This is a genomic window from Marinisporobacter balticus, assembly GCF_004345705.1.
Taxonomy (GTDB): Bacteria; Bacillota; Clostridia; order Peptostreptococcales; family Thermotaleaceae; genus Marinisporobacter; species Marinisporobacter balticus.
Map to the genome: position 1 here is coordinate 1 of NZ_SLWV01000038.1, position 25655 is coordinate 25655.

The 25655-nt window shown below is 31.4% G+C and carries 23 protein-coding genes and 1 pseudogene; 21 read left to right on the forward strand and 3 right to left on the reverse strand.

Annotation, left to right across the window (positions count from 1 at the left end; genetic code table 11):
* Window positions 1–118 precede the first annotated feature (118 nt).
* Window positions 119–997: a GNAT family N-acetyltransferase gene (locus EV214_RS17025; RefSeq protein ID WP_132247948.1), complete on the forward strand. Its 879-nt coding sequence runs from the start codon at window positions 119–121 to the stop codon at window positions 995–997.
* Between the two features lie 181 nt (window positions 998–1178).
* Here EV214_RS17025 and EV214_RS17030 read toward each other — a convergent pair whose 3' ends face one another.
* Window positions 1179–1475 (reverse strand): L,D-transpeptidase, encoded by a 297-nt coding sequence (locus EV214_RS17030; RefSeq protein WP_132247950.1) that lies wholly within the window; start codon window positions 1473–1475, stop codon window positions 1179–1181.
* 218 nt (window positions 1476–1693) lie between these two features.
* Here EV214_RS17030 and EV214_RS17035 point away from each other — a divergent pair, with 218 nt between their 5' ends.
* From EV214_RS17035 to EV214_RS17055, 5 genes and pseudogenes are all read left to right on the forward strand, one after another.
* Complete coding sequence (locus EV214_RS17035) at window positions 1694–2965, forward strand: DUF1576 domain-containing protein (protein WP_132247952.1); 1272 nt, start codon at window positions 1694–1696, stop codon at window positions 2963–2965.
* The gene (locus tag EV214_RS17040) at window positions 2965–3306 is read left to right on the forward strand and encodes a hypothetical protein (protein WP_132247954.1); all 342 of its coding nucleotides are present in this window, start codon (window positions 2965–2967) and stop codon (window positions 3304–3306) included. The genes EV214_RS17035 and EV214_RS17040 overlap by 1 nt, the downstream gene beginning before the upstream one ends.
* A gap of 46 nt (window positions 3307–3352) precedes the next feature.
* Window positions 3353–3820 carry a type 2 periplasmic-binding domain-containing protein gene (locus tag EV214_RS17045; protein WP_132247956.1) on the forward strand — a complete coding sequence of 156 codons (468 nt, stop codon included), beginning with the start codon at window positions 3353–3355 and terminating at the stop codon, window positions 3818–3820.
* An 11-nt stretch (window positions 3821–3831) separates the two neighbouring features.
* Window positions 3832–4458 (forward strand): annotated as a pseudogene (locus EV214_RS17050) (TAXI family TRAP transporter solute-binding subunit); the annotation flags it as partial.
* A gap of 125 nt (window positions 4459–4583) precedes the next feature.
* Window positions 4584–5552, forward strand: a complete 969-nt coding sequence (locus EV214_RS17055; protein ID WP_132247960.1) for a sodium/glutamate symporter family protein — start codon at window positions 4584–4586, stop codon at window positions 5550–5552.
* Between the two features lie 427 nt (window positions 5553–5979).
* Here EV214_RS17055 and EV214_RS17060 read toward each other — a convergent pair whose 3' ends face one another.
* Window positions 5980–7140 carry a L,D-transpeptidase gene (locus EV214_RS17060; RefSeq protein ID WP_165916443.1) on the reverse strand — a complete coding sequence of 387 codons (1161 nt, stop codon included), beginning with the start codon at window positions 7138–7140 and terminating at the stop codon, window positions 5980–5982.
* 745 nt (window positions 7141–7885) lie between these two features.
* Here EV214_RS17060 and EV214_RS17065 point away from each other — a divergent pair.
* The 5 genes from EV214_RS17065 (at window position 7886) to EV214_RS17085 (ending at window position 13282) form a co-directional block, all read left to right on the forward strand.
* Window positions 7886–8035, forward strand: a complete 150-nt coding sequence (locus EV214_RS17065; protein ID WP_132247964.1) for a transposase — start codon at window positions 7886–7888, stop codon at window positions 8033–8035.
* 112 nt (window positions 8036–8147) lie between these two features.
* Complete coding sequence (locus EV214_RS17070; protein WP_132247966.1) at window positions 8148–8441, forward strand: hypothetical protein; 294 nt, start codon at window positions 8148–8150, stop codon at window positions 8439–8441.
* Between the two features lie 25 nt (window positions 8442–8466).
* Window positions 8467–9393 (forward strand): ArsA family ATPase, encoded by a 927-nt coding sequence (locus EV214_RS17075; protein ID WP_165916444.1) that lies wholly within the window; start codon window positions 8467–8469, stop codon window positions 9391–9393.
* 503 nt (window positions 9394–9896) lie between these two features.
* Window positions 9897–12557, forward strand: coding sequence for a DEAD/DEAH box helicase (locus tag EV214_RS17080; protein WP_132247970.1), 2661 nt, complete (start codon window positions 9897–9899; stop codon window positions 12555–12557).
* Window positions 12557–13282 carry an SWIM zinc finger family protein gene (locus tag EV214_RS17085; protein ID WP_132247972.1) on the forward strand — a complete coding sequence of 242 codons (726 nt, stop codon included), beginning with the start codon at window positions 12557–12559 and terminating at the stop codon, window positions 13280–13282. The genes EV214_RS17080 and EV214_RS17085 overlap by 1 nt, the downstream gene beginning before the upstream one ends.
* 219 nt (window positions 13283–13501) lie before the next feature.
* On the opposite strand, the gene EV214_RS17090 is transcribed toward EV214_RS17085, so the two are convergent.
* Window positions 13502–13945 carry a MarR family winged helix-turn-helix transcriptional regulator gene (locus tag EV214_RS17090; RefSeq protein WP_132247974.1) on the reverse strand — a complete coding sequence of 148 codons (444 nt, stop codon included), beginning with the start codon at window positions 13943–13945 and terminating at the stop codon, window positions 13502–13504.
* 248 nt (window positions 13946–14193) lie between these two features.
* On the opposite strand from EV214_RS17090, the gene EV214_RS17095 reads away from it, so the two are divergent.
* The 10 genes from EV214_RS17095 to EV214_RS17135 all read left to right on the forward strand — a co-directional run bounded on the left by EV214_RS17095 (window position 14194) and on the right by EV214_RS17135 (window position 25541).
* The gene (locus EV214_RS17095) at window positions 14194–16434 is read left to right on the forward strand and encodes an ABC transporter ATP-binding protein (RefSeq protein WP_132247976.1); all 2241 of its coding nucleotides are present in this window, start codon (window positions 14194–14196) and stop codon (window positions 16432–16434) included.
* Window positions 16431–18278: an ABC transporter ATP-binding protein gene (locus tag EV214_RS17100; protein ID WP_132247978.1), complete on the forward strand. Its 1848-nt coding sequence runs from the start codon at window positions 16431–16433 to the stop codon at window positions 18276–18278. The genes EV214_RS17095 and EV214_RS17100 overlap by 4 nt, the downstream gene beginning before the upstream one ends.
* A gap of 62 nt (window positions 18279–18340) precedes the next feature.
* Window positions 18341–20320, forward strand: coding sequence for a 5'-nucleotidase C-terminal domain-containing protein (locus EV214_RS17105; protein WP_132247980.1), 1980 nt, complete (start codon window positions 18341–18343; stop codon window positions 20318–20320).
* 165 nt (window positions 20321–20485) lie between these two features.
* Window positions 20486–21022, forward strand: a complete 537-nt coding sequence (locus EV214_RS17110; RefSeq protein WP_132247982.1) for an RNA polymerase sigma factor — start codon at window positions 20486–20488, stop codon at window positions 21020–21022.
* A 2-nt stretch (window positions 21023–21024) separates the two neighbouring features.
* Complete coding sequence (locus EV214_RS17115) at window positions 21025–21927, forward strand: DUF4367 domain-containing protein (protein WP_132247984.1); 903 nt, start codon at window positions 21025–21027, stop codon at window positions 21925–21927.
* A gap of 181 nt (window positions 21928–22108) precedes the next feature.
* The gene (locus EV214_RS17120) at window positions 22109–23041 is read left to right on the forward strand and encodes a VanZ family protein (protein ID WP_132247986.1); all 933 of its coding nucleotides are present in this window, start codon (window positions 22109–22111) and stop codon (window positions 23039–23041) included.
* Between the two features lie 75 nt (window positions 23042–23116).
* Window positions 23117–23248, forward strand: coding sequence for a hypothetical protein (locus EV214_RS19450; protein ID WP_279233152.1), 132 nt, complete (start codon window positions 23117–23119; stop codon window positions 23246–23248).
* Window positions 23249–23746: 498 nt separating this feature from the next.
* Complete coding sequence (locus tag EV214_RS19455) at window positions 23747–23881, forward strand: hypothetical protein (RefSeq protein ID WP_279233153.1); 135 nt, start codon at window positions 23747–23749, stop codon at window positions 23879–23881.
* A 166-nt stretch (window positions 23882–24047) separates the two neighbouring features.
* Window positions 24048–24644, forward strand: a complete 597-nt coding sequence (locus tag EV214_RS17125; protein WP_132247988.1) for a dienelactone hydrolase family protein — start codon at window positions 24048–24050, stop codon at window positions 24642–24644.
* A 633-nt stretch (window positions 24645–25277) separates the two neighbouring features.
* Window positions 25278–25541: a hypothetical protein gene (locus EV214_RS17135; RefSeq protein ID WP_132247992.1), complete on the forward strand. Its 264-nt coding sequence runs from the start codon at window positions 25278–25280 to the stop codon at window positions 25539–25541.
* The last annotated feature ends 114 nt before the right edge of the window (window positions 25542–25655 follow it).

The following is a 25655-nucleotide window of genomic DNA, read 5'->3' on the forward strand; positions in this document are numbered from 1 at the left end:
AAGTATTTTATGCAAAAAAAATGGGGGAATTAATAAAAATTTTGATTAATAAAAGAGAGTAATCACAGGGGATAAAGAGTTTCCGTGAGAGCTCTTGTTGGGAAAGGAGGTACCTGTTATGAGAAGTAGCATTAAAAATGTTATGGCTGCAATCAACTATATAGAAGATCACTTATCAAAAAAATTAGATTTGGAAATTGTTGCGGCTGCTGTTCACTATTCAAAGTATCATTTGCACAGAATGTTTACCAATACTGTGGGATTGACACTTCATGATTATGTCCAGAGGCGCAAACTAACAGAAGCGGCAAAATTACTGATCTTTTCGGAAAAGCCGATTATTGAAATTGCGGCTTTAGCTGGTTATGAAAGTCAACAGGCATTTACTCCTGTATTCAAGGCAATGTATAAGCAAACCCCCAATCAATTTCGGGAAAGTGATAAATTTTATCCATTGCAACTTCGCTTTATACTGAAATCAAATCCTACTTTAACGAATATGAACACAATAGACTTCACCCCTAATATTTCTTATGCTTCCAATGCTGACATTCCTCTATGGATGGATTTGGTGCGGCTTGTAATCGATGGTTTCCCGTGTTTAGTGGAACACGAGTACATAGGTCAACTAAAGCAATGTATTGCAGAACAACGTGCATTGATAATGAAAGATGAAGATACCGCAGTCGGCGTTCTCGTTTTTTGTAAAGAAACTGGTAGCATAGATTTTTTAGGAGTACATCCACAATATCGCAGGAAAGGTGTCACCAAAGCATTTTTGAATAAACTGATGACTGAATGTCTGCCAGGAGAAACACTCAGCATTACAACTTACCGTGAGGGAGATAAAGCAGATACTGGCTATCGTGATGAATACCGACAACTCGGTTTTGCGGAATCAGAACTCCTTGTAGAATTTGGATACCCTACGCAAAAATTTTTGTTGCACCCACAAATAAAGGAGGAAGTAGCAGATAGAAGAAACTGCACAGATTGATAGTGAACAGTCTATCAAACCTTTAACTCAAAAATTCAATATCAAATTGCTTCTGCAATATTGCTTTCCTCACCATTTTTTTTTAGGGTATTTATGGAGCCTTACACTATTGTGGATACTATATTTATTGCACGGCCCGTGAACACAAATGCATTGTCGGATGTATAGTTGTCTAATCTTTTTAATTTACGTACACGCCTGTATGATCTTTGATATTATCATATACCCATTTAGCATCATCCACGCTTAATCTAACACAGCCATGTGAAAGAGATTGCCCTAGTCGTGAGTCTACAATATTTTTTCCCTTAGAATCGAATAAAATTGAATGCAAATAATAATTTCCAAAGAATCTAACCTTGTATTTCGCCTTTACTTTTCCATTATATGAAGTAAGCCAAGGGGATCTTCCACTAATTGTAAAATTCCCTTTTACAGTTGGGGTTGATGCTTTACCATCTGTAACTTCTATATCCACATTCTAATAATTTACCTAAAAAGTAAATATATGTATCTTCTATAGGTGTTATGAGGGAATAAATTTTAAGTTAGTAACAAGCACCGGAAGATGCATGGAGGAAATTGATAAAGAACTTGAAAATAATTTTAGATTTATACTATTTTGTTATTTACACAATAAATGGGGTATAATTTATATAACTTTTAAAATATAGATAGTGCTGTAGGGGGGAAAGAATGAACATATCTAAAAGTATTGATGCAGAAAAGAAAAAAGAAAATACAATTAAGGTGATTATGTTAGTTGTATTCGGTTTTTCTTTGGTGATATTCGGATTTTTAGTAGATACACCAAAAGTAATAATTCAAGGACTATACACTATACTCACAGAACCGGATACATTAATAACGGATTATATAGGGGTAGGGGGTATCGGAGCAGCTTTTGTAAATTCAGGAATACTAACTTTAATATTTATTTATATACTATGTAAGTTAAAAATAAATTTTAATGGTGTAACCATAGCTGCATTATTTCTAATAGCGGGATTTTCATTTTTTGGTAAGAATCTGTTAAATGTGTGGTTTATAATAATAGGAGTTTATTTATATTCAAAAGTACAAAAGGAAAAGTTTTCAAAATATATTTATATGGCATTATTTGGAACTGCTATGGCACCATTTGTTACAGAAATAATGTTTAGTACAACATTACCATTTTTTATTAGAGTGGCACTAGGTACTTTCGTAGGAATAGGGATCGGATTTATACTTCCACCCTTATCAACATATCTTGTGAGAGTACATCAAGGATTTAATTTATACAATATTGGTTTTACTGGGGGAATGATTGGAACAATAATTTTTTCCGTTTTTAAATCTTATGGGTTTTTAGCAAATCCTAGAATGATTTGGACAACTGGTAATAACAAGATTTTGGGGATATATCTGCATGTGATTTTTTTATCCATGATAGGTATTGGTTTTTATTTAAACAATAAATCTTTTAAAAATCTTAAAAATATAATGAAGTATTCAGGAAGGCTTGTTACGGATTTCGTTATGCTAGAAGGATTTCCTTTAACATTAATAAATATGGGGATTAATGGAATAGTTGCAACGAACTATATATTACTTGTTCATGGAGATTTAAATGGACCTACCATTGGAGGAATATTTACTGTAGCTGGATTTGGAGCATTTGGTAAACATATTAAAAATATAACACCTATTTTTTTAGGTGTATTCATAGGGGCACTTACTAAAATATGGAATATTAATGATCCAGCTATATTATTAGCTGCATTATTTGGAACAGCCCTAGCACCAATCGCAGGTGAGTTCGGATGGCAATATGGAGTTATTGCAGCTTTTATACACTCATCTGTGGTTTTAAATGTAGGCGTATTGCATGGCGGATTAAATCTTTATAACAATGGATTTGCGGCAGGGCTCGTTGCAGCTATTTTAGTGCCTATAATAGAGGCTTTTAGGAAGGATGAAATGTAATGAAGCATAATAAAAGAAGAATTTCAAAAATAGTCGATGAATTGGTAGTTTATCTTTTTAATATGGGAGCGACGGATATTAATATTAATCTTAAAGAAAAAAAAGATTACTATAAAATAGTTTTGACCAGTAATTATACAGTAAAGGATCAAGAAAAAATAGAAAAAATGATAAAATATTTAAAGTGTGGGAAACAAGAAGAAATGGAAGAATACTATTGGGAATTAGCAGGTGACTGTGATGTAGATACGGAACTTACATTAGTTGGGATGATGATAGACAAGGCTGAAATCCATACTAGTGAAGATACGATAAAACTAGTATTGTATAGATATAAATAATGATATATGAAAATATCTTCACACAATGCGTGTGTTTATTTAAGCAATGAAGCTTGTATTGGGATCGTTATGTCCAGTACAAGTTTTTTTATTACAATATATAAAAAACGTTATAAAATTAGGTTTAGAAATAAGCAAAGAATATGAGAAAACTTATGACTTTTCTTTACCATATTTGATGATAGAGAATAGTATATTTGTCAAAAAAGATAGTAAATTTATTGCAGTTATTGAAGATTTAAATTCTGTAAAAGTAGGAATTCAGAAAGGGAATATTCCAAAGGAACTAAGAAAGTATATAAGAAAAGATTCAGTTCAATATGTTGAAAATCAGCAACAAGGTTTTTTATTATTGATGATGGGAAAGATAGATGCCTTTATTGGAAATAGGCTTACAGGTTTATATACAATACAAAAGATGAAACAGACAAATTTTATTAAAATAGTAGGACAACCCATATCTCCTGAAGAATATGGGTTTGATTTTAAAAAAGAGAATGAAGCGAAAATTTAAGAGTAGCTGCTACTTTGTATCCTGAAGTTTTCCAGTTTGTAGTATTAAAGAATTCAGGAATGAAAAGTATGGATGATTTAAAAGGAAAAAGAGTTGCTGTAGGAAAAATGAATAGTGGCACATTTAGAACTGCGAAGGAATTGCTGAAATGTCATGGAATTTCATTTGATGAGATTAGTCCGCAATATTTATCTTTCAAAGAAGGAATCATGGCGTTACAACAAAATAAAGTAGATTGTGTAATTATAGGATCTGGCATTCCCACGGCAGCAGTAGTAGATATTTCAGCTATGATGGATATTGATTTATTGTCTATTGATAAAAATGTTTTTGATGAAGAAGATATTATGAAATATTTAACAGTATTTATCATACCTAAAGAAACATATAGGGGTGTAAATAGGGATATTATTACGATTGCTAGTCAAGCATTATTGGTTACAAGCAGTGATATGGATGATATTTTTGTAAACCAAATTGTAGAAGCTTTATTTAAACATGTTGATGAAATAGAAGGTGTACATTCCCAAGGGGAAAATATAAAATTAGAAAATAATTTTCAGCAGATATCTATTCCGATGCATTTTGGTGCGATTAGATATTATAATAAATTTAAAATATCAAATAATTCAGAATGAAATATTGAATGATTTTGGGATGTTGTAGAAAGCATAAACACAATCTTGATAATTTTATATTGGATAAAAAAAGAAAGAATATACCTTATTGTGTGTATTCTTTCTTTTTTTAGCATGTCAATGATATGATCGGTTCTATTGTTGAGATCGGATGGTGTGGTGGTCATGGAACTGCAGGGGGTATGATGGATGTATTTAAGCAGCTGAATTGGGAAGATGGAGGAGCATTGGGACTTACTTCAGCTACTGTAGGGCTATTTATGGGAATTATAATAGGAATGATTATTATAAATTATGGTGTTAGAAAAGGATATACATCGGTTCTGAAAGCAGCAGATAATATTAATAGCAATGAAAGCTATGATATTATTCCAAAAGCAAAGCGAAAGCCAGCTGCCATGACTACAATCAATAAAGATATTGTTGAATCTTTTGCATTTCATGGTGCTTTAATCGCAATTACTATGTTCATTGGATGGATACTACAAAAACAAATTGCTTCAGCATTAAATATTGGAATGCCGTTATTCCCAATGGCTATGATTGGTGGATTAATCGTACAAATGATCATATCAAAAACAGAATTTGCAGATGCAATTGATGTTGGAACATTACATCAAATTCAAGGACTTGCATTAGAATTTTTAATTATCGGCGCAATTGCAGCAATCAAGGTTCCAGTTGTTGTTGCGTATGCAACCCCATTATTGATCCTTATAGTATCTACAGCAGTGATAACAATTGTATATTTCTTTTGGGCAGGACCGCGTATGTTCAAGGAAGATTGGTTTGAACATGCAATTGTTAACTTTGGAGCACTTACTGGTGTTTCAGCTGTTGGATTAATGCTTTTGAGAACTGTTGACCCTGAAATGGAAACAGAAGCAGGAAAAGCTTTTGCATTAAGAGCACCATTTTTCAGTCCATTTGCTGGAGGTAGATTAATGACTTCAATGCTCCCAATATTAGCAGTTAAGTATGGGGCATTAAAAACAGGTTTAATTTTTTTAGGACTAATGGTTGTACTTTTAATTTTAGCTAGAGTATTTGGATTTTGGGGAAAATCTAATTTAAAGCAATCTAGTGAAGCATAGGTTTTCGAATAAAAGATGTAAAATGATAAATGCATTAAAATAAGCCGTTTATCTTGCGTTTCTAGTATTCTTAAATATAATATATATGTATTGAGAGGTGTAGTATGAGAAAATTCAATTTGAATGTTTCCGCAAGTAAATCTCATAATCTGCCTAATCTTAATATAACACTAGAGCAAAGTATTGAAAGATGAAATATAAAAGTAAAAAATATATTTAACTATGGTTTATATTTTTACTATATTACACAACATATATGTTGTGTAATATAGTATTTTAAATAGTTATAGCTTTAAAGATACAAATGAAAATGCTTAAATTATATATAAGCGATGTGAATACGGAAACCAACTATCTTTCAATTATATAATCTTTTAAGAAGTGTGCAATAAACAGGGATTGCTTTACGATTAACTTTTCTAGGCTTTTAATTTACGTACACGCCTGTATGATCTTTGATATTATCATATACCCATTTAGCATCATCCACGCTTAATCTAACACAGCCATGTGAAAGAGATTGCCCTAGTCGTGAGTCTACAATATTTTTTCCCTTAGAATCGAATAAAATTGAATGCAAATAATAATTTCCAAAGAATCTAACCTTGTATTTCGCCTTTACTTTTCCATTATATGAAGTAAGCCAAGGGGATCTTCCACTAATTGTAAAATTCCCTTTTACAGTTGGGGTTGATGCTTTACCATCTGTACAGACCATTGTTTTAGTAAGACGCCAATTTTTATTTTCCCCTTCAAAAACATAAGTTAGATTCCTATCTGTATCAATCCATATATAATAATTTGTTTTACTACTAAAGTTTTTTTCGTTTATAATTGCCTCTAATTTTTCTTTTTCTGAAAGAGCATTTTCATAGATTATAATTTCCTCTGAATACGCATTTATACATTTTCCAAACCTATCTGTAACATATACCATACCCTTATATATCCCTGGCTCATTTGGCGTATAATGAATACGATTATCTTGACTAAGTAATCCATCATATACTATATTTGAATCTTTGAATATGTACCAATGATAAAACAAATGATCTCCTTCTGCTGAAACGGAAAAGTTGAGAGGCATATTAACAAGCTGTTTATCATTTTTATCTACCCAAACAGAATTTATGATAATAGGGCGAATAATATTAATTTCTTCTGACAATTTACTTGTAGTAATTCCATTTGCATCTTTAATCGTTACAACAGCCTGATATCTTCCTAATTCATTCATAGTAAAATCTAAAAAGTTTTCTTCACTATATTCCTTTTTATATATTTGATCATAGTCTTTAAATATAGTCCATTCATAATTTAAATTTTCACCTTTAGAAGTGGCTATAAATCTAAATACAGTGCCAACTACCTCAATATTACTTTGATCAACTGTTATTGAATCTATCCTTGGTGAAGTTTCATCTGTAACTTCTATATCTACATTTGAATGATCAATTTCAACTTCTTCAATAATAGGTGATTCTTCATTTTGTGCATAGATCGTATTAAATGATAAAACCTGTACTTGAAGCAAGGTTAAAATAAAAACGAATACAAAATAAATAAGACCTTTAGGCTTGCGTAACATAGTCTCACCCCTCCACATTCTAATAATTTACCTACAAAGTAAATATATGTATCTTCTATAGGTGTTATGAGGGAAATGTAGTATAGAAATTATGCCATAATAAAACCAATAAATTTGCCTAAGTAGAAGGAAGTCTTTAAAATAAAAGTTTTAAAGCAAAAGAATAAAAACTACCTGTGAAAGGAAGAGCATGGTATGTTAGATACTAAAGTAGATAATAATATACGTAGATAAATAAAGGAGGGATAAATATGATAAGGAAAAGGTATTTATTTGTTCTATTCATTATGCTAATTGTGTATACTTTAATAGCTTGTACCAAAGGATACAATAGTGCTAAAGAACAAGTACGAATATAGCCACAAGATTATGCCAATAAAGTTGGAGAAATTAATCAAAAACATAATAAGTATGAAAAACCTAGGATGTTAGATTATTAAATGGTGGACTGAATGAATGGGAAAAAGAGGGATATAAGACAGTAAAAAAGCATAAAGAACTAAGTTCGGCAAAAATTAAGATTGCTCAACAGATATATTTATCTGTTGAGCAATTTTTTTAAAAAAAAATTCGAGCTGTGCCATCAGAAACTTTAAATGATAATGAAAACGTAATAATTTAGTGGCTCTTTCTCATATTGTGTGGATTTATAATAATTAAGAATCAAGAAAAGAACCTTTTAATTTCCAATTATGATATACTTTTTTATAGGTTATTTACTTATATTTGGGAGGTATATTATATATTGCTATTTGAAGCGTTTGTTATGACTTCCGATGCTAGTATTATATTTGATAAGTTTCATGTAGTAAAAAGAATTAATGAAGAAGCTGATAAAGTAAGACGTGAAGAAGTAAAAGAAAATGAGCTACTCAAAAGTACTAGATATATTTAGCTTAAAAATCCTGAAAATCTTACAGCTAAGCAACTGGAACAAATGGAGTGTTAGAAGGTATTAATAGTATAATTCAATCAGAATTTACTTTTAAAAGAGAGGAGATGCGATAATGCCCAATGATAAACTAGAAAAATTTCTAGAGTGGATGAGATTATTTTTTCAAGGGGCTACAGACTTTGGAAGAAAATCAAGAAACATTTTAGAAAAAGAATACAGTGATGAAATGGACAATTTTATGTTAATCTGCTTTGCAGATACTTTAGGGATTCCACTTCCCATAAGTTACTATACATTAGAACTTCTTCCGTATCTTGCTGAAGATATGGAAATGTGGGAGAAGAGAATGCTAAATAGAAAATCTATATGGGGAGAAAAATGGGGCGAGTATGATTTAGACGCTTAAAAATTGTAAGAAAGGGTGATATATTTTGAAGAAGATTGTATTCATAGGTGGAAAAGGAGGCGTGGGTAAAACCACATGTTCTTCTGCATTTGCAGTATATTGTGCTAAGGCAGGAAAAAAAACATTGCTGGTTTCAACAGATCCTGCGCATTCCACATCAGATATATTTGAAAGAACCATAGGTCTTGAAATCGTAAATATACGAGAAAATCTAGATGCAATAGAAATAGATGCTGAGTTTGAGAGTACAAAATATATAAATAAAATAAAAGGAAACTTAAAAAATATAGTGAGTCCTGTTATTGTAGAGGAAATAACAAGACAATTAGATGCAGCTATTGTTTCACCAGGATCCCATGAATCCGCTATGTTTGATAAGATGACAGAAATCATAAATGAAAAGGTGGATGAATACGATCAAATTATTTTTGATACAGCACCAACAGGACATACGATAAGATTATTATCACTTCCTGAAATGTTAGGAACATGGATTGATTCGCTTATGGCAAAAAGAAGAAAGGCTGTAAAGCTTTTTAAAATGGCCAATAGTCAAGACCCTAATAAATTAGACGATGATCCAATACTTAAAATATTGATGAGAAGAAAAAATAATATGGAAAAAGCAAGGAATATCATGATAGATGATCAAAAGTTACAGTTTATTTTTGTACTTAATGCAGAAAAATTACCGATAGAAGAAACAAAAAAAGCAGTAAATATACTTAAAAAATACAATATTCCAGTAAATGAGTTGATTGTAAATAGGATACTTCCAGAAGATATGAAGGACGATTTCTGGAAAAATAAAAAAGGCCTTGAAAGAAAATATTTAAATGAAATCAGTGAAGCTTTTAGTAACCAAAAGATTATAAGATTACCTTTATTACAAAATGATATGAGAGCACAGTATATTGATGAAGTAGCAGAATATTTTAAGGATATTTATTGATGAAATATAAAATGATTGACAAGAAGATGGCATTTGCTTTGGAAAATATAAGTCACAATGATAATGATAATGAAAAAGAAAAGAATAGCTGTTCCTAAAAAAATGCAGGAAAAATATGAAGAAAAAGACTTTCACCTCTTGAAAAAGGGAGAAGTAAGTCATAAATTATAAATAAAACGATTGTCTATAAATGTAAGATAATTTAATTTGTTGTGGTGATTTCTTAGTATACCTTTTTGAGAAAGAGGGTGTATTTTTTTGGAATTTTCACACAAATAATAATATTATTATGCATAGTATTTAAGTTTTGAAGCAGACGCTAATAGTTGTTTTCTTATCTTGCGCATAAATCTCTTAATTGGAAGGATGTTTATTATTACAAGGAGAGAAGTTATACAGTTTAAATATGAGAATAAGATAAATATTGTATTGTGATTATAATATGAGGTAAAATACGGATAAGAACAAAAAAGTTGTAATGGCGAGGAGTGGGGGTTGAAGTAATGAAAAAGAATAATAAGGAATTAATCGCTTACTTTTTAAAACAAGGGTTTAAACTAGATTTTAATATAATTCAAAGCAGAAAATCTATTGACGCAGATAACAGCTTTGAAAATGATCTGTATAAAAAATATTTGGACAATCCTGATAAAATGCTGTTTTATTTTGGATTTGTTGATGATATAGAAAAAATATCCCCATCAATAGGGTTTTTGCATAATATAGCTGTCAAATTTATAAAAAGATTGTCAAAAACTGCGGATGTAGAATTTACTCGTGAAAATACAGTTCTAATGCCAACAGAGGATGAAATCGTAGATCTTTTAAATAGCGTTCCATTTGTTGTGGGGCTTGAATTTATAAATGCTAATTGGATAAAAAATATTTATAAAAACCTAACAGAAGTTTTTGCAAATGAAATCAAAGCTTATCGAGGAACAGTTGCAGAATTTTTGTCAGAGCATAATGCAAAGATTAATGTTGCTGGCCGGGTATTTTTTCATTTAGTTGAAAATAACCTAGATGCGTATCCATTTGCATTTTTAGCAACCTATAGCGCGGAAAATTCGGGAGATAAGAAGGCCACGCATACACCACTTAAAAATGCACTGCTTGAATATAAAGGCCAAAATGATAGATTGCTAAAATTGCTTTCCACTGTAAGTAAGGCTGCGCAAAAGAGTGACTTTATATCTGAGCTTGTTGAAAGTGGTGAGTTGTTTAGCCCGCTAAAACTTACAAGTAAAGAAGCCTATATATTTTTAAAAGAGATATCATTGTATGAGGAATGTGGTATTCTTTGCCGTATGCCTGATTGGTGGAAGAAAAAAAGTAATGCATTAAAACTTTCTATCAAGGTTGGAGAGCGAGAGCCAGCAAAAGTGGGAATGGATGCACTGCTTAATTTCAATCCAGAGCTGTTTTTTGGTGAGGATCAAATGACAGAGGAAGAATTAAGAATGCTATTAGCTCAAACCAGTGGCTTATCTTTTATTAAAGGCAAATGGGTAGAGGTTGATCACGAAAAGCTGCAAGCTACATTAGAGGCTTATGAAAAGGCAAAACAACTATTAGAAAGAGGCGAATGCACTATTGGAGAAGCGATGCGGATGCAGCTAAATGCCGCTGAACTTTTAGACATTAAGGACGATGATGTTAGCATTGAGGTGTCTAATGGAGAGTGGCTAAATAGCATTACTTCAAAGCTTAAAAACCCTTCTTTAATTAAAAATATTGCAATAAGCGATGATTTTAAGGCAACCCTTCGTGGGTACCAGAAAAAGGGATTTGACTGGCTGAATTATATGAAAAATTTGGGCTTTGGGGCTTGTCTTGCAGACGATATGGGACTTGGAAAAACTGTTCAAATCATTGCACTTCTTGAGCATGTTAGATTAAATACGACGGGTAGGTCCCTCTTAATAATGCCAGCCTCTTTAATGGGGAATTGGCAAAAGGAAATAGAAAAATTTGCGCCAATGATAAAATATAAAATGATATATAACAATAAAGAAAAGATTGATTTTCAAAAGATTGATGATACAAATTTGTATATTACCACCTACGGAATGGCAATGCGACTTGAGGAACTAAAGACTGTGAAATGGGATTTAGTTATATTAGATGAAGCACAAGCTATAAAAAACCCTGGAACGAAGCAAACAAAGGCGATAAAACAATTAGAAGCAAGTGCTAAAATAGCAATGACAGGTACACCTATTGAAAATAGATTGTCCGATTTATGGTCGTTATTTGACTTTTTAAATGCTGGATTACTTGGAACAGCAAAGGAATTTACACAATTCACCCAAAAATTAAAAGATGGGAATGCAGATTATTCAAAGCTTCGTGAAGTTGTAAATCCATTTATCTTGCGTAGACTAAAAACGGATAAAACAGTCATTGCTGATCTTCCTGAGAAAATGGAAATGAAAACATATGCAACCCTTACCAAAAAGCAAGTGGTACTATATAATGGGCTTGTTAAGGAATTAAAGCATAAATTAGAAACTGCTGAAGGCATAGAGCGCAAGGGATTGGTTTTAGCAAGTATTATGAAGTTTAAACAAATATGCAATCACCCAGATCAATTTCTGGGACAAAATACCTTTAAGTATGAGCAAAGTGGGAAATTTGAGAGGTTACTTGATTTATGTGAAACCATATGTGAAAAAAGAGAGCGCGTCCTTGTTTTTACGCAGTTTAAAGAGATGACCAAACCAATAGCGGATTTTCTTGAAACGGTATTTAATCGTATGGGGCTTATTTTACACGGTGGAACACCAGTCAAAAAGCGTTCAGAACTTGTAGATAAATTTTGCGGGGATGAATACGTTCCATTTATGGTTTTATCATTAAAAGCTGGCGGTGTTGGACTTAATTTAACTGCTGCAAACCATGTGATACATTTTGATCGTTGGTGGAATCCTGCTGTTGAAAATCAAGCAACAGATCGTGCTTTTCGTATAGGACAGAAAAAAAATGTTATGGTTCATAAGTTTATTACAGCAGGTACAATTGAAGAAAAAATCGATAAGATGATAGAAGAAAAAAGCAAGCTTGCAGGAGATATCATTCCAGCATCTGGAGAGAGTTGGATAACAGAGATGGATAACAAGCAATTAATGGAATTGTTTACATTTGTACAGGCAGGTGAAAAATAATGGCATATTATGACCAATATCCTAAATATGTATCTGTTGCAGAAAAAAAGAAAAAAGCTAAAAAACAAATTGAAAAGCTGAAAAAGAAAAACGCAGATTTAGCACCCGTTGTTATTGACGGTAGAAAGATTGCAAATACTTGGTGGGGTAAGGCTTGGAATAAGAATCTTGAAAATTATGCAGATTATTCTAATAGAATATCTCGTGGACGCAGTTATGTTAGAAATAGCGCTGTGATTGATTTAAAAATTGAAATAGGTGTTGTAAAAGCTCTTGTACAGGGCAGTGACAAAAATCCATATGAAGTAGAAATTAAAATCACGCCTCTTAAAAAAGAAAAATGGGACAATATTCTAAACCTATGCAATCATAAAATTGACAGCTTAGGAGATCTGGTAGAGGGAAAATTTCCAAAAGAATTAGAGGGGATTTTCACAGTAAAGGGCAAAGGTTTATTTCCAGCTGTGAATGATATAAAATTTAACTGCAGTTGTTATGATTCAGCACATATGTGCAAGCATGTTGCCGCTGCGCTGTATGGGATTGGTGCGAGGTTTGATGAAGACCCTACACTGTTTTTTAAGTTGCGAAATATTGATTTTGAAGTATTACTAAAGAAAACAATTGAGCAAAAAATGCAAAGTTTGCTTGAAAACTCAGATAAAAAGAGTGATCGTGTGCTTGACGATAAGGATGTTTTCGGATTGTTTGGGGTGAAAGAATGAGGTTGAGCTTGAATAAGCGAACAACTTTTGAAAAGATCCACTTCAAAAAAAGTTGTTTTTGTGGAAAGAAAACCTATCCAACGGATGAAGGAGACCGTAAAATGTCCTTAAAAAAACAATAACGATCTGTAATATAAAGAGGATGAATTTATCATCCTCTTTATATTACAGAATACTATGAAAAAAATTACATTTGCAATTTAAATAAATATTGGAAAACTATTTTATTTTTAAAATTATGTCTGTAATACCTACTACATGTTCACTTAGAGCTTCTAAATCCTCAGAATTAAGAGATGATATTTTTTTCTCTAGGTCAATTTTTATTTTTTCTTTTTGTTCTTTTATAAATTCATGAGCCTTATCGGTTAATTCTATCTTGATGATTCTTCTATCATTTGGATCATCACATCGCTTAACCATATTTTCAGCAATTAATTTATCAATGATAGGTGTCATGTTAGGTCTAGATATTGTAAGATTCTTAGCAATTTCAGAAATTGAAGAGGTACCATTATGTCTAAGATAAATAATGGCTTTAACATGAGAGGGTGGGATAGAAAAATTTTTTGCTATTTCATTTGGATCAATAATTTTCTTGTGTAAATAGAAGAATAAATTATATAAGTCTTCAGAGAGCTTATTTAGTTCAACTGTATTCATTGCAACCTCCTTCGTTGAATTCTATAATAGTTATAAATATATTATAATATATTTATAACTATTATACAATTTTAAATATTATTGACACATGAAGATTGTTAAACTATAATAGTTATGAAATCATAATTGTTATAGTTTAACAATCAAAAAGATCATAGTTATAGATTTTCTAATGACAGATTCTTCAGATAATATTTTTAATGACTAGGCTAATGAAATTAGAAAAATAAAAAGGAGAGATGTATTGAATGCTAAAGATCATAAAATATTTAAAACCGTTTATTACTTTAATCATTGTAATCATAGGGCTTTTATTCGTTCAAGCTATATGTGACCTATCGCTTCCAGCGTATATGTCTAATATTGTTAATGTGGGTATCCAGCAAGGAGGTATAGAAAACGCAGTTCCTAAAGTAATTCGTAAAAGCGAGTTTGATAAGATTAAGCTTTTTATGAGTGAAGATGAGAAGGAAAAGGCAGAGGATAATTATGTTCTTTTAGATGGGGCAAACCTTTCTAAAAGTGAGTTAGAAGATTACCTAAAGGATTATCCAGCGCTTAATAAGGAGCCACTGTATAAGCTCAATACAAAAGATGAAAATCAAATAGATGAACTAAATTGCATATTTGGGAAGCCTATATTAATTGTTGGGGGAATTGAAAAAGGAGAAGTATCCGTTTTCACACTGGATATGCCAGAAGAAATGCAAGGGAATCTTCCCGCTAGCATAGATGCATTTGTAATTATTTCACAGATGCCAAAAGAACAAATTGAAATTATAAAAGAAAAGATCAGTGAGAAATTTAAGGATATGCCTAATAGCATGATTACTCAGTCAGCAGTTTTATATCTTCATCAGGAGTATCAAAATATAGGAATAGATACAGATAAACTTCAATCAAATTATATTCTTAATGAAGGTTTTAAAATGCTGCTCTTAGCATTACTTAGCATGGGAGCTACAGTTGTAGTTGCTCTACTTGCTGCAAGAGTCGCAGCAGGTCTTGGGAGAGATATTAGAGATAATTTATTTAGAAAGGTTACAACCTTTTCAAATACAGAATTTGATAAATTTTCAACTGCTTCTTTAATCACAAGAAGTACAAATGATATTCAGCAAGTGCAAACCCTTATGGTTATGTTACTTAGAATGGTATTCTATGCACCAATTCTAGGTATAGGTGGAGTCATCAAGGTGCTTAACACAGATACTTCTATGGGCTGGATTATAGCAGTTGCAGTTATGGCAATCCTAACATTAGTCATTATACTATTTTCAGTAGCTATTCCTAAGTTTAAGCGAGTACAAAAACTAATAGATAAGCTAAACCTAGTAATGCGTGAATCCTTAATAGGTATGCTAGTTATTCGTGCTTTTAACACGCAAAAGTATGAAGAAAAGAAGTTTGAAAAAGTAAATAAGGATTTAACAAAGACAAATTTATTTATAAGCCGTTTAATGACATTAATGATGCCAATGATGATGCTTATAATGAATAGTATAACATTGCTCATCGTATGGATAGGAGCACATCAAATTGATGCAGGTAATATTCAGGTAGGTGACATGATGGCTTTTATACAATATACAATGCAAATTATTATGGCTTTCTTAATGATTTCAATGGTATCCATAATGTTACCTCGTGCTTCCGTATCAGCACAACGTATAGTTGAAGTTTTAGATATTGAAGTAAGTATTACGGATCCAAAAGAACCCATCCATTTTAGAAAAGACAAGAAGGGATATATAGAATTTAAGAATGTTTGCTTCAGATATCCAGGTGCAGGGGAGGATGTACTTTCAAACATTACCTTTACTGCTAAGCCTGGGCAAACCACAGCCTTCATTGGAAGTACAGGTAGTGGTAAAACAACCCTGATAAATCTGATTGCACGTTTCTATGATGTTACAAGTGGAAAAATATTAGTAGATGATACGGATATCAGAGATGTATCTTTGCAGGAATTAAGAGAGAAGATTGGTTATGTACCACAAAAGGGAGTTTTATTCTCAGGGACCATAGGAAGCAATATTCAATACGGTAAGAAGGATGTAACAGAAAAGGAGTTAGTAAAGGCAGCAGAGATCGCTCAAGCTATGGAATTTATTCATGCTAAAGCTGAAGGTTTTAATGCAGAGATATCTCAAGGCGGTACGAATATTTCTGGAGGTCAAAAACAAAGACTTTCTATTGCGCGTGCCCTTGCTAAGAAGTCTCAAATATTTATATTTGACGATAGTTTTTCAGCACTTGACTTTAAGACAGATGTAGCATTACGTAAGGCGTTAAAGAGCGAAACTACAGGAAGTACTGTCTTGATTGTTGCACAAAGAATAAGTACAATAATAAATGCGGATAAGATTATTGTTCTTGATGAAGGGAAGATAGTAGGAAATAGTACGCATAAGGATCTTATGGAAAACTGTGAAGTCTATAAGCAAATTGCTCTATCACAACTTTCAAAGGAGGAGCTCTCATCATGAGTGATAGAAAAATAGGAAATAAAAGACCAAGTGGCTTTGGCGGAGGTCATATGGATGGTATGGGAAAAGTTGAGAAAGCAAAAGACTTCAAGGGTACGATGAATAAATTAATAAAGTATTTAAAACCATATAGTCTATCCATCATTACTGTAATTATTGTTGCAATAGGTAGTGCAGCTTTCTCTATAGTAGGTCCTAAGATTTTAGGTAAGGCTACAACAAAGATTTTTGAAGGTTTAGTAAGCAAGGTAATGGGATTAGAAGGTGCTTTTATTGACTTTGCCTATATAAGAAACATCATAATTTTACTTCTTGGATTATATATAATGAGTGCGCTATTTTCAATTATACAGGGTTATATCATATCAGGTGTAGCACAGAAGGTATCTTATCATTTAAGAAAAGGAATTTCAGAAAAGATCAATCGTATGCCACTTAAATACTTTGATAAAAAGACGCACGGAGAAGTATTATCAAGGGTTACGAATGACGTTGATACGGTAAGTCAAACATTAAACCAAAGCATGTCACAGATCATCACATCTGTTGTTACAATCATTGGTGTACTCATCATGATGTTATCAATAAGCTGGCAAATGACATTAGTGGCACTATTAATATTACCAGCATCCATGATCTTAATCATGACAGTAGTAAAGAAATCACAAAAATACTTTAAGTCTCAACAAGAGTTTTTAGGTCATGTGAATGGTCATGTAGAAGAAATTTATGGTGGTCACAATATCATGAAGGCATTCAGTGGAGAAGCAGAAGCAATTGAAAAATTTGAAGAACTAAATAACACGCTTTATCATTCTGCATGGAAGTCTCAATTTCTATCTGGAATGATGATGCCTATTATGAAATTTATCGGCAATATAGGTTATGTAGCTGTATCTATTTTAGGTGGATGGCTTGCAATAAAAAAGACTATTGAAGTTGGAGATATATTATCTTTTGTTCAATATATTAGAACTTTTACGCAACCAATAGCTCAAGTAGCTCAAATAGCTAATGTACTTCAGTCAACGGCAGCAGCTTCTGAAAGAGTTTTTGAATTCTTAGAAGAGGAAGAAGAGGTTTTAGAAGTACAAAATCCAGTTAAGCTTGAGTCTGTTAGGGGAGAAGTTACATTTCAGGATGTTCGATTTGGATATACAAAAGACAAGATTATTATAAATGATTTTTCAGCTAACATTAAACCAGGTCAAAAGGTAGCCATTGTAGGACCAACAGGAGCGGGAAAAACAACGATCGTTAAGCTTTTAATGCGGTTTTATGATATAAACAGTGGCGCTATATTTATTGATGGACATGATATAAGCGGTTTTAAGAGAGAAGATTTACGAGGTTTATTTGGGATAGTGCTTCAAGATACTTGGCTGTTTAATGGTTCCATCATGGAAAATATCCGTTATGGTAGACTTAATGCAACGGATGAAGAAGTAATAAAAGCAGCGAAGTCAGCGCATGTAGAAAGCTTTGTAAAGGCGCTACCAAATGGATATAATATGGAGTTGAATGAAGAAGCGAGTAACGTATCTCAAGGACAAAAGCAACTATTAACCATTGCCCGTGCAATTTTATCAGATCCTAAGATATTAATTCTTGATGAGGCAACAAGCTCTGTGGATACACGTACAGAGGTTTTAATCCAAAAGGCGATGGAAAACCTAATGAAAGAAAGAACGAGCTTTATTATTGCGCACAGATTGTCAACCATTCGTGATGCAGATTTAATTCTTGTCATGAAGGATGGAGATATCGTAGAGCAAGGGAACCATGAAGAATTATTAAAGAGAAATGGTTTTTATGCTGCTCTTTATAAAAGCCAGTTTGAATGAAGGAAAATAATTATATATATAGAATATATAATATAATTCAAAAATGAAAGTGGGGGATTGAATTGAAAAAAAATATGGCAGTGGTACTGATTATTGTTTTAATGGTAAGTGTTTTTTGTCCAATAACAGCTGTTGCTGAGGAACGAGAAACGAGTATAACCATACTAGGAACAAGTGATGTGCATGGGAGAATATTTCCTTGGGATTATGCACTAGATGCAGAAGCTGTAGATACGGGTTATTTGAAAATTGAATCTGTTATTAAGCAAGTGAGAAAAGAAAATAAAAACGTTATTTTAGTAGACGCTGGAGATGTTATACAAGACAATTCTATTGAACTTTTTCAAAATGAAGAAAAAAATCCTATCATTGAAGTAATGAATATTTTAGGATATGATACATGGACTTTAGGAAATCATGAATTTAATTTTGGATTAGAGGTTTTAGATAAAGCGGTTAAAACATCGAATGCTACAGTACTAGCTGGAAATATTTATAATGAAAATGGAGAAAGAGCTTACTCAGCATATAAAATAGTAGAAAAAGATGGGGTAAAAGTGGCCATTATTGGTATGATTACACCAAATATTCCTAGATGGGAAGCGTCTATGCCAGATCATTTTAAGGGATTGATCTTTAAAAATCCAGTAGATGAAACAAAAAAAGTAATGACAGAGCTTGAAGGGAAAGCAGATCTATTCGTGGGTGTATTCCATATGGGATTAGATAATGAATATACGAGTTATGATGGTGCAAGATCTATTATTGAAGCCAATCCACAACTAGATGTTGCTATAGTTGGTCATGCGCATAGCGATATTTCAGGGGAAATGATAGGAAATACTTTAGTGGTAGAGCCAAAAGCTTATGGAAATAGAGTATCTAAAATTGATTTAAAACTAAGCAACAAAGAAGGTAAGTGGTATATTTCAGAAAAGAAAAGCGAAAACATAGATACAAAAAATTATGATGTAGACCCAGATTTAGTAGAAAAATGGAAACATATTCATGACGTATCAAGAGAAGATGCAAATACAATAATAGGAACAGTCACAAAAGATTTTATAGAAGAGGTATATATTTTACCAGGGATTCCAAAAGCACAGGTAGAAGATACTGCTTTGATAGATTTTATTAATGAAGTGCAAATGTATTATACAAAAGCGGATGTTTCTGCTGCAGCTGCGTTTAAAGAAGATATGAATCTTTTAAAGGGAGAGTTTAAGAAAAAAGATGTAGCCAATATTTATAAGTATGCCAATACATTGATCGGGGTAAAAGTTACAGCAAAACAATTAAAAGATTATATGGAATGGTCAGCAAAATACTTTAATACATATAAAGATGGAGATGTTACTATAAGCTTTAACAAAGATATTAGAGGTTATAATTATGATATGTTCTCAGGAATAGATTATGATATTGATATTTCTAAGCCTGAGGGACAAAAAATTGTAAATCTTAAATTTAAAGGGAAACCTGTTACAGATGAGATGACTTTTACTCTTGCAGTAAATAATTATCGTTTTGGAAATATGGTAAAAGATGGTTATTTCAAAGAAGAAGATAAAGTTTTTGATTCATCAGAAAAGTGGGCAGATGGAAGTATTCGTGCATTGATTGGTCAGTATGTACAAGAAAAGAAAGAAATTACCCCTAAATGTGATCAAAACTGGAAAATAATAGGTATTCATTTAAATCATCCATTAAAGAATGAAGTGTATGATTTAGTAAAATCAGGGAAGATAAAAATTCCTATGTCAGAAGATGGAAGAACCCCAAATGTAGCATCTTTAAATATATATGAACTTCAAAAACAAGGTTTGATTTCATCAAAAACACAGAAAATAATTAAACATCAAATTGATCAAAATATAACTTCTATAAATGGAGAGAAAACTTATACTGTAAAACAAGGAGATGTATTGTGGAGAATAGGGAAAAAATTCGATATAGATTGGAAAAAAATAGCACAAATAAATCAACTGAAAAATTCAGATTTGATCTATCCAAACCAAGTGATTAAGATTCCAGCGTTATAAAAAGATGTACATATAAGCCCCTTATGGTTAATCCATAAGGGGTAATTTTATGTATAGTAGTAATTGTGGAATTATAAAAGTTTTTTTCAAATATATGGAACCATCTACAAGCAAAATCCATCTAATAAGTGTAATACTTAGCTAAGTAAAAAGTAGGAGGATAATATGGAACTCACATCATTTTTAGATTATAGAAAAAAGACAGTGGTGGATAAAGCAAAGAATGGAGATAAAGAAGCTTTTTTGTCGCTTATGGATGAAAATAGATTAAATATTTACCGAGTGGCTAGAGGAATTTTGAAAAATGAAGAAGATATAAAAGATGCTATTCAAAATACATTAATAAAAGCATTCGAAAATATTTATACCCTAAAAAAAGATAAATATTTCAAAACTTGGCTGATAAGAATTTTAATCAATGAGTGCAATGAAACATTAAGGAAAAATAAAAGAAGTGTTGCCCTAGATGAAAATATTGGTGGTATTGATGAAAAATATCATGATCGTTATGAAAATATGGATTTAATCAACGCAATAAATTTATTAAGTGATGAATGCAGAGTGACCATTACATTATTCTATTTTGATGATCTTTCAGTTAAGAACATATCTGAAATTTTAAAGGTTTCAGAAGGAACTGTTAAATCAAGACTGAATAGAGCAAGGGCAAAACTTAGAGAAATATTAGGGGAGGATGAATAATCATGAGAAATCAAGATGATTTATTTGATATGAGAATGAAAGAAAAATTCAAAAAGGAAGTAAGTAAAATTCCAGAAAATATGAATGAAGAATTTAACAATACTTTAAGATATATGAGAAATCAGGAGGATGAAAATATGAAGAAGTTTAGTAGAAAGAAAAAATCAAAGATGATAGCTGCCTCTATAGTATGTCTATTATGTGCATCAACAGTAATTATGCAAACAACTTTTGCACAAGAGATCATAAATAAAATTATTAGAAGTTTATCTTTAAATAATATAACTATATTTGAAAACAAAGATTATCAATGGGAAGATAAAGAAATACCAGAAGCAGCTAAAGGTAAAGTATTTGATAAAGATAGAAATGTAATAGAAAAAATTACATTAGCAAATAAAGATCAAATGTATAATGCCAATGGAGAACAAGTCTTTGGAGTAGATCCTGATGGAACCTTAATAACAGAAGCAGTTCAAAAGGAAAATATGGAAAGAAATGCGAAAGAAAATCCAATTGAGAATGTAATCGTTAAAGATGCTAATAAATTGGATGAGTATACTTGCTTTGATGTAAAGTTACCAACTTATTTACCAGAAGGCTTTGAATTTGTGAATGCTGAATTTTATAAGGATGATAATGGAAAGATTATTAATGAATTTTGTAATTTGAATTTTGAGAATAGTAATACAGGAGAAACAATATTTATGAATCAAACCTATATATGCGAAGAATCAGTCGGTGAAACTGCCTTTAACAATATCGAAAAAGCAAAGGTGAATGCTGAAGATGCTATTGTAGGAGATGAGGGAATTGTTTGGGAAGAAAATGGTGTAAGATATTTAATGTATACTTATAATCTTGGAAAAACTGAAAGTATAAAAATTGCTGAATCCATTCAATAGAAGTTTTAAGCAAATCGTAAAATGAATCAATCCATTCAAAAGAGAGATTGTGTGAAAGATGCCATCTCTCTTTTGAAATTATGGAAAGGATAAATTTTCTATTTTTGTAGTTTAAAGCGTAATTTTGTTGTGTTAAAGTACGATAATAAATATATTTAATTAAAGACAGAGGAGAATTTTTATGAGAACAAAATTAAATAAACAAAAAACGATGTCAATGATTATATCAATTGGACTATGGGGAATTTTTGTTGTTTACATTTTAGCATTGCTAAAAATTATATTGTTCAAATGTGGTTTTACTACAGAACTTCGAGAATTAAACCTTATGCCTTTTAGATTTATAAAAGATTTCTTTTCGCATAATACAGCTATAGACGTTGCCTTGAAAAATGTTTTTGGTAATTTTGCACTGTTCATTCCTCTCGGAATATTAGTACCAGCATTGTTTAAAAACGTAAGATTCAAGAAGACAATTTGGATATGCTTTAGAGTGAGTCTGTTCTTTGAAATAATTCAATATATTGTTGGGTTAGGTGCAAGTGATGTGGATGATTTGATGCTCAATACACTTGGTAGTATTATAGGGGCATGGCTCTACCTTACTTTTTTAAAAAAGATTGATAATAAAGCCACTGTAAAAATAGCTACATTCGGATTCTTGAGTGTATTTGGGATATGTGGTGTGTTATCTTTGTACTTATATCAACCGAACATACTGCCTGCACAAATAGAGTTTGTTAATCAGGAAGCATTGGAAGGTTTAGATCCTGAAAGTTATGATATACAAACTGTATGCATAGGTGAAGCGGAAGATACGCTGCTTACGGATATGGAAAGACAATTTTTTAGTCTAAATTATAATGAAGCTGGCAATAAGGATGGGCGATATTTGTTAGAGGAGAATAGGAAAGTGTTTGTAAAAAAAATCCAATATCAATATTCTCCTAATGGAAATATTCAAAAAACAACGGTTATATATGGTGAAATTACAAAAGAAGAGTTCAAAAAATTGCTTAAAGAAGAGGAGCAAATGGTGCTTTTATGGATGAGTGATAATAATAAATGCAATACTGTTTTAGTGATACAATATGAGAAGCCAAAGGGACAGTAACCCTGTCTCTTTGTTTCTTTGTGCGCGCCCTGCTTCAATAATACTCAATTTTCAATTCAATGAAGGAGCGGTGAGATGGAAGGAAATAATTTGGATGATGTTTTTACTATAGGTGGGGAGGATGAATTACGTTGTGCTATAGAGCTATATAAAAAAGTCATATTAGATTTAATGGAGTTGATTGTAGGTATTGTGTGGAAGTTATAAAAAATATGGATGTATATTTGGAGAGGAAATAGCAAATTTATGTAGAAATGGACTTAGGGGATGTAAAAATAGAAGAAGTTAGATTAGAAAATGATAATGGAAGTTTATATAAATATAATAATGAATTGCTGATGTTGAGACTAAAAGGGGATGTTGAGTATAAAAAACATTGATACTGAGGAAATTATATACTTTATCATCGTAGGGGTGATAATATTATTAATTTTATTAGGGAAGACCACACCTAATTCTGCTGTGATGGTTGGCTTATTAGCTCTGGGAATTAACATAAGAAGGATAATAAAAAAATATATGTAAGGATGAGTACAACAATAAAAATATCTTTTTCTAGTGCTTGTTACAGATAAATAAATTTTTATTACTTCTTTATTTAGAATGAGGAAGTTTTTAAAGGACAATAAACCTGTCACTGCGGTGTGATTGTAGAATTATGTACAGCAATACTGGTGATTATTTCATTGCTGATAAGGAGGAATTATGGATTATCTTCAGTATGCCCTAAAAGTGTTAAGTGTTTTATTTATTTATATAGTAATCATGAAAATTTATATGGGGGTAGCAAACTATGTAGGTGAACAATTAGGGCTTGGAAAATTTCTTATACACTTATGAGAAAAAATAAGAAAAAAGTAAATTAGTGTTGAAATGAGTTGTCTATTTTGGAGAAAATTTATCTGAATTACTATTAAGATATTACGCAGCATTCTTATTAAGCGTTATAATGGTTAGAAAATGCGAAATAATAAAAAGATAAGTTAATTACTTTAAGGGGGATTATATGAAAATCATAAACAATTCTAATTCTGTAATCATAGTATTACATGAAATATACGGTATTAATCAACATATGCAGACGGTGTGCAAGAAATTTTCTATAGCTGGATACGATATTATTTGCCCAAACTTAATTAAACTAAATCAGCCTTTTAATTACGAATCACAAGAAGAAGCGTATCAGCATTTTATGAATAATATTGGGTTTGATTTAGCATTTCATCAAGTAAAACAGTTAGTAATACAATCTAAAAAAAAATATAGGTATGTATTTTTATTAGGCTATAGTATAGGTGCAACAATTGCGTGGTTATGTAGCAATGAAGACAATCTCTGTGATGGTATCATAGGGTATTATGGTTCAAGGATCAGAGTTTATATGAATATTACTCCTAAATGTCCCGTTTTACTAATATTCCCGACAAAAGAGAAATCATTTGAAGTGAAAGAAGTAGTTAATTCTTTAAAAAAAATGAATATTAATGTTTATATATTGAATGGAAAACATGGATTTAGTGACCCTTTTTCAAATAACTACTCTGCGCCGTCATTTGAAAAATCAGAAAAGTTAATAGATAACTTTTTAAGAAAGATAAAATAGAGGGTATTTATATGTAATACAAAATGGAGGAAATAAAAATGAGAATTTGTTGTCAATGTCAATGTGAAAGTTGAAGGTGCAGGCTATGGTATTAAAATTGCTACCGGTACGGGTATCTTTGCTAAGAGGATAGAAAAGCCTAAAGTTGCAGTTTGTCCTAAGTGTGGTGAAATCTCTATGTATATTGAAAATCTAGATAAAATTTCAAAGAGTAAATCTCGGTCCCAGCTCTAAAAACTCTTGCAGAATTTAATGAGAGTGAAAGTACGCTCATGCAGGTAGTTATTAGGGGAGGAATAGACAATCCTTTCTTCGGCATATAATGAATTATGTAGGGGGAGGGATGCTGTTGAAAAAGTGGATACTTTGGACAATTCTTACTAGCAAGTAAGTTAAGTGTACATGAGAGATTAGAGAAACTATTAAAAAACTTTATATTTTTAATTTTGATAAACATATTTAACAAGAACGTAGATGAATAGTTAAAAATTTTCTAAAAGGGTTTATTTGTCATGTGTAGGTAAAACAAATTTTGCTAAATAAAATAGACGATTAATGATATAATATAACTACAGATACTATGAAAATTCTTTTATATAGGAAAGAAATAACTAAGGAATGGAGTGCATGATTATGCGTTGGAATAATGTCAAAGAAGCATATCCAGATCAATGGGTAATTATTGAAGCGATTGATGCACGAACAGAAGAGAATGAAAGGATAATAGAGCAGATAACGGTTGTAGATGTGTTTTTGAATGATAATAATGGTGCATTGCGTAGATATGTAGAATTGCATAAACAGCATCCAGAAAGAGAATTATATGTTGTTCATACTTCTCGTCCTAAATTAGATATTAAAGAACGTAGATGGACAGGAGTGAGAAGCTTCAGATGAAAATAAATATTAAAGATGGATTTGGATTGTCAACAGTAAATCAAACAACTTTTTTAAGGTTAGTAATCCTATATTGATACGGTGTTAAATATCCTAGTGATGAATGAATCCTAT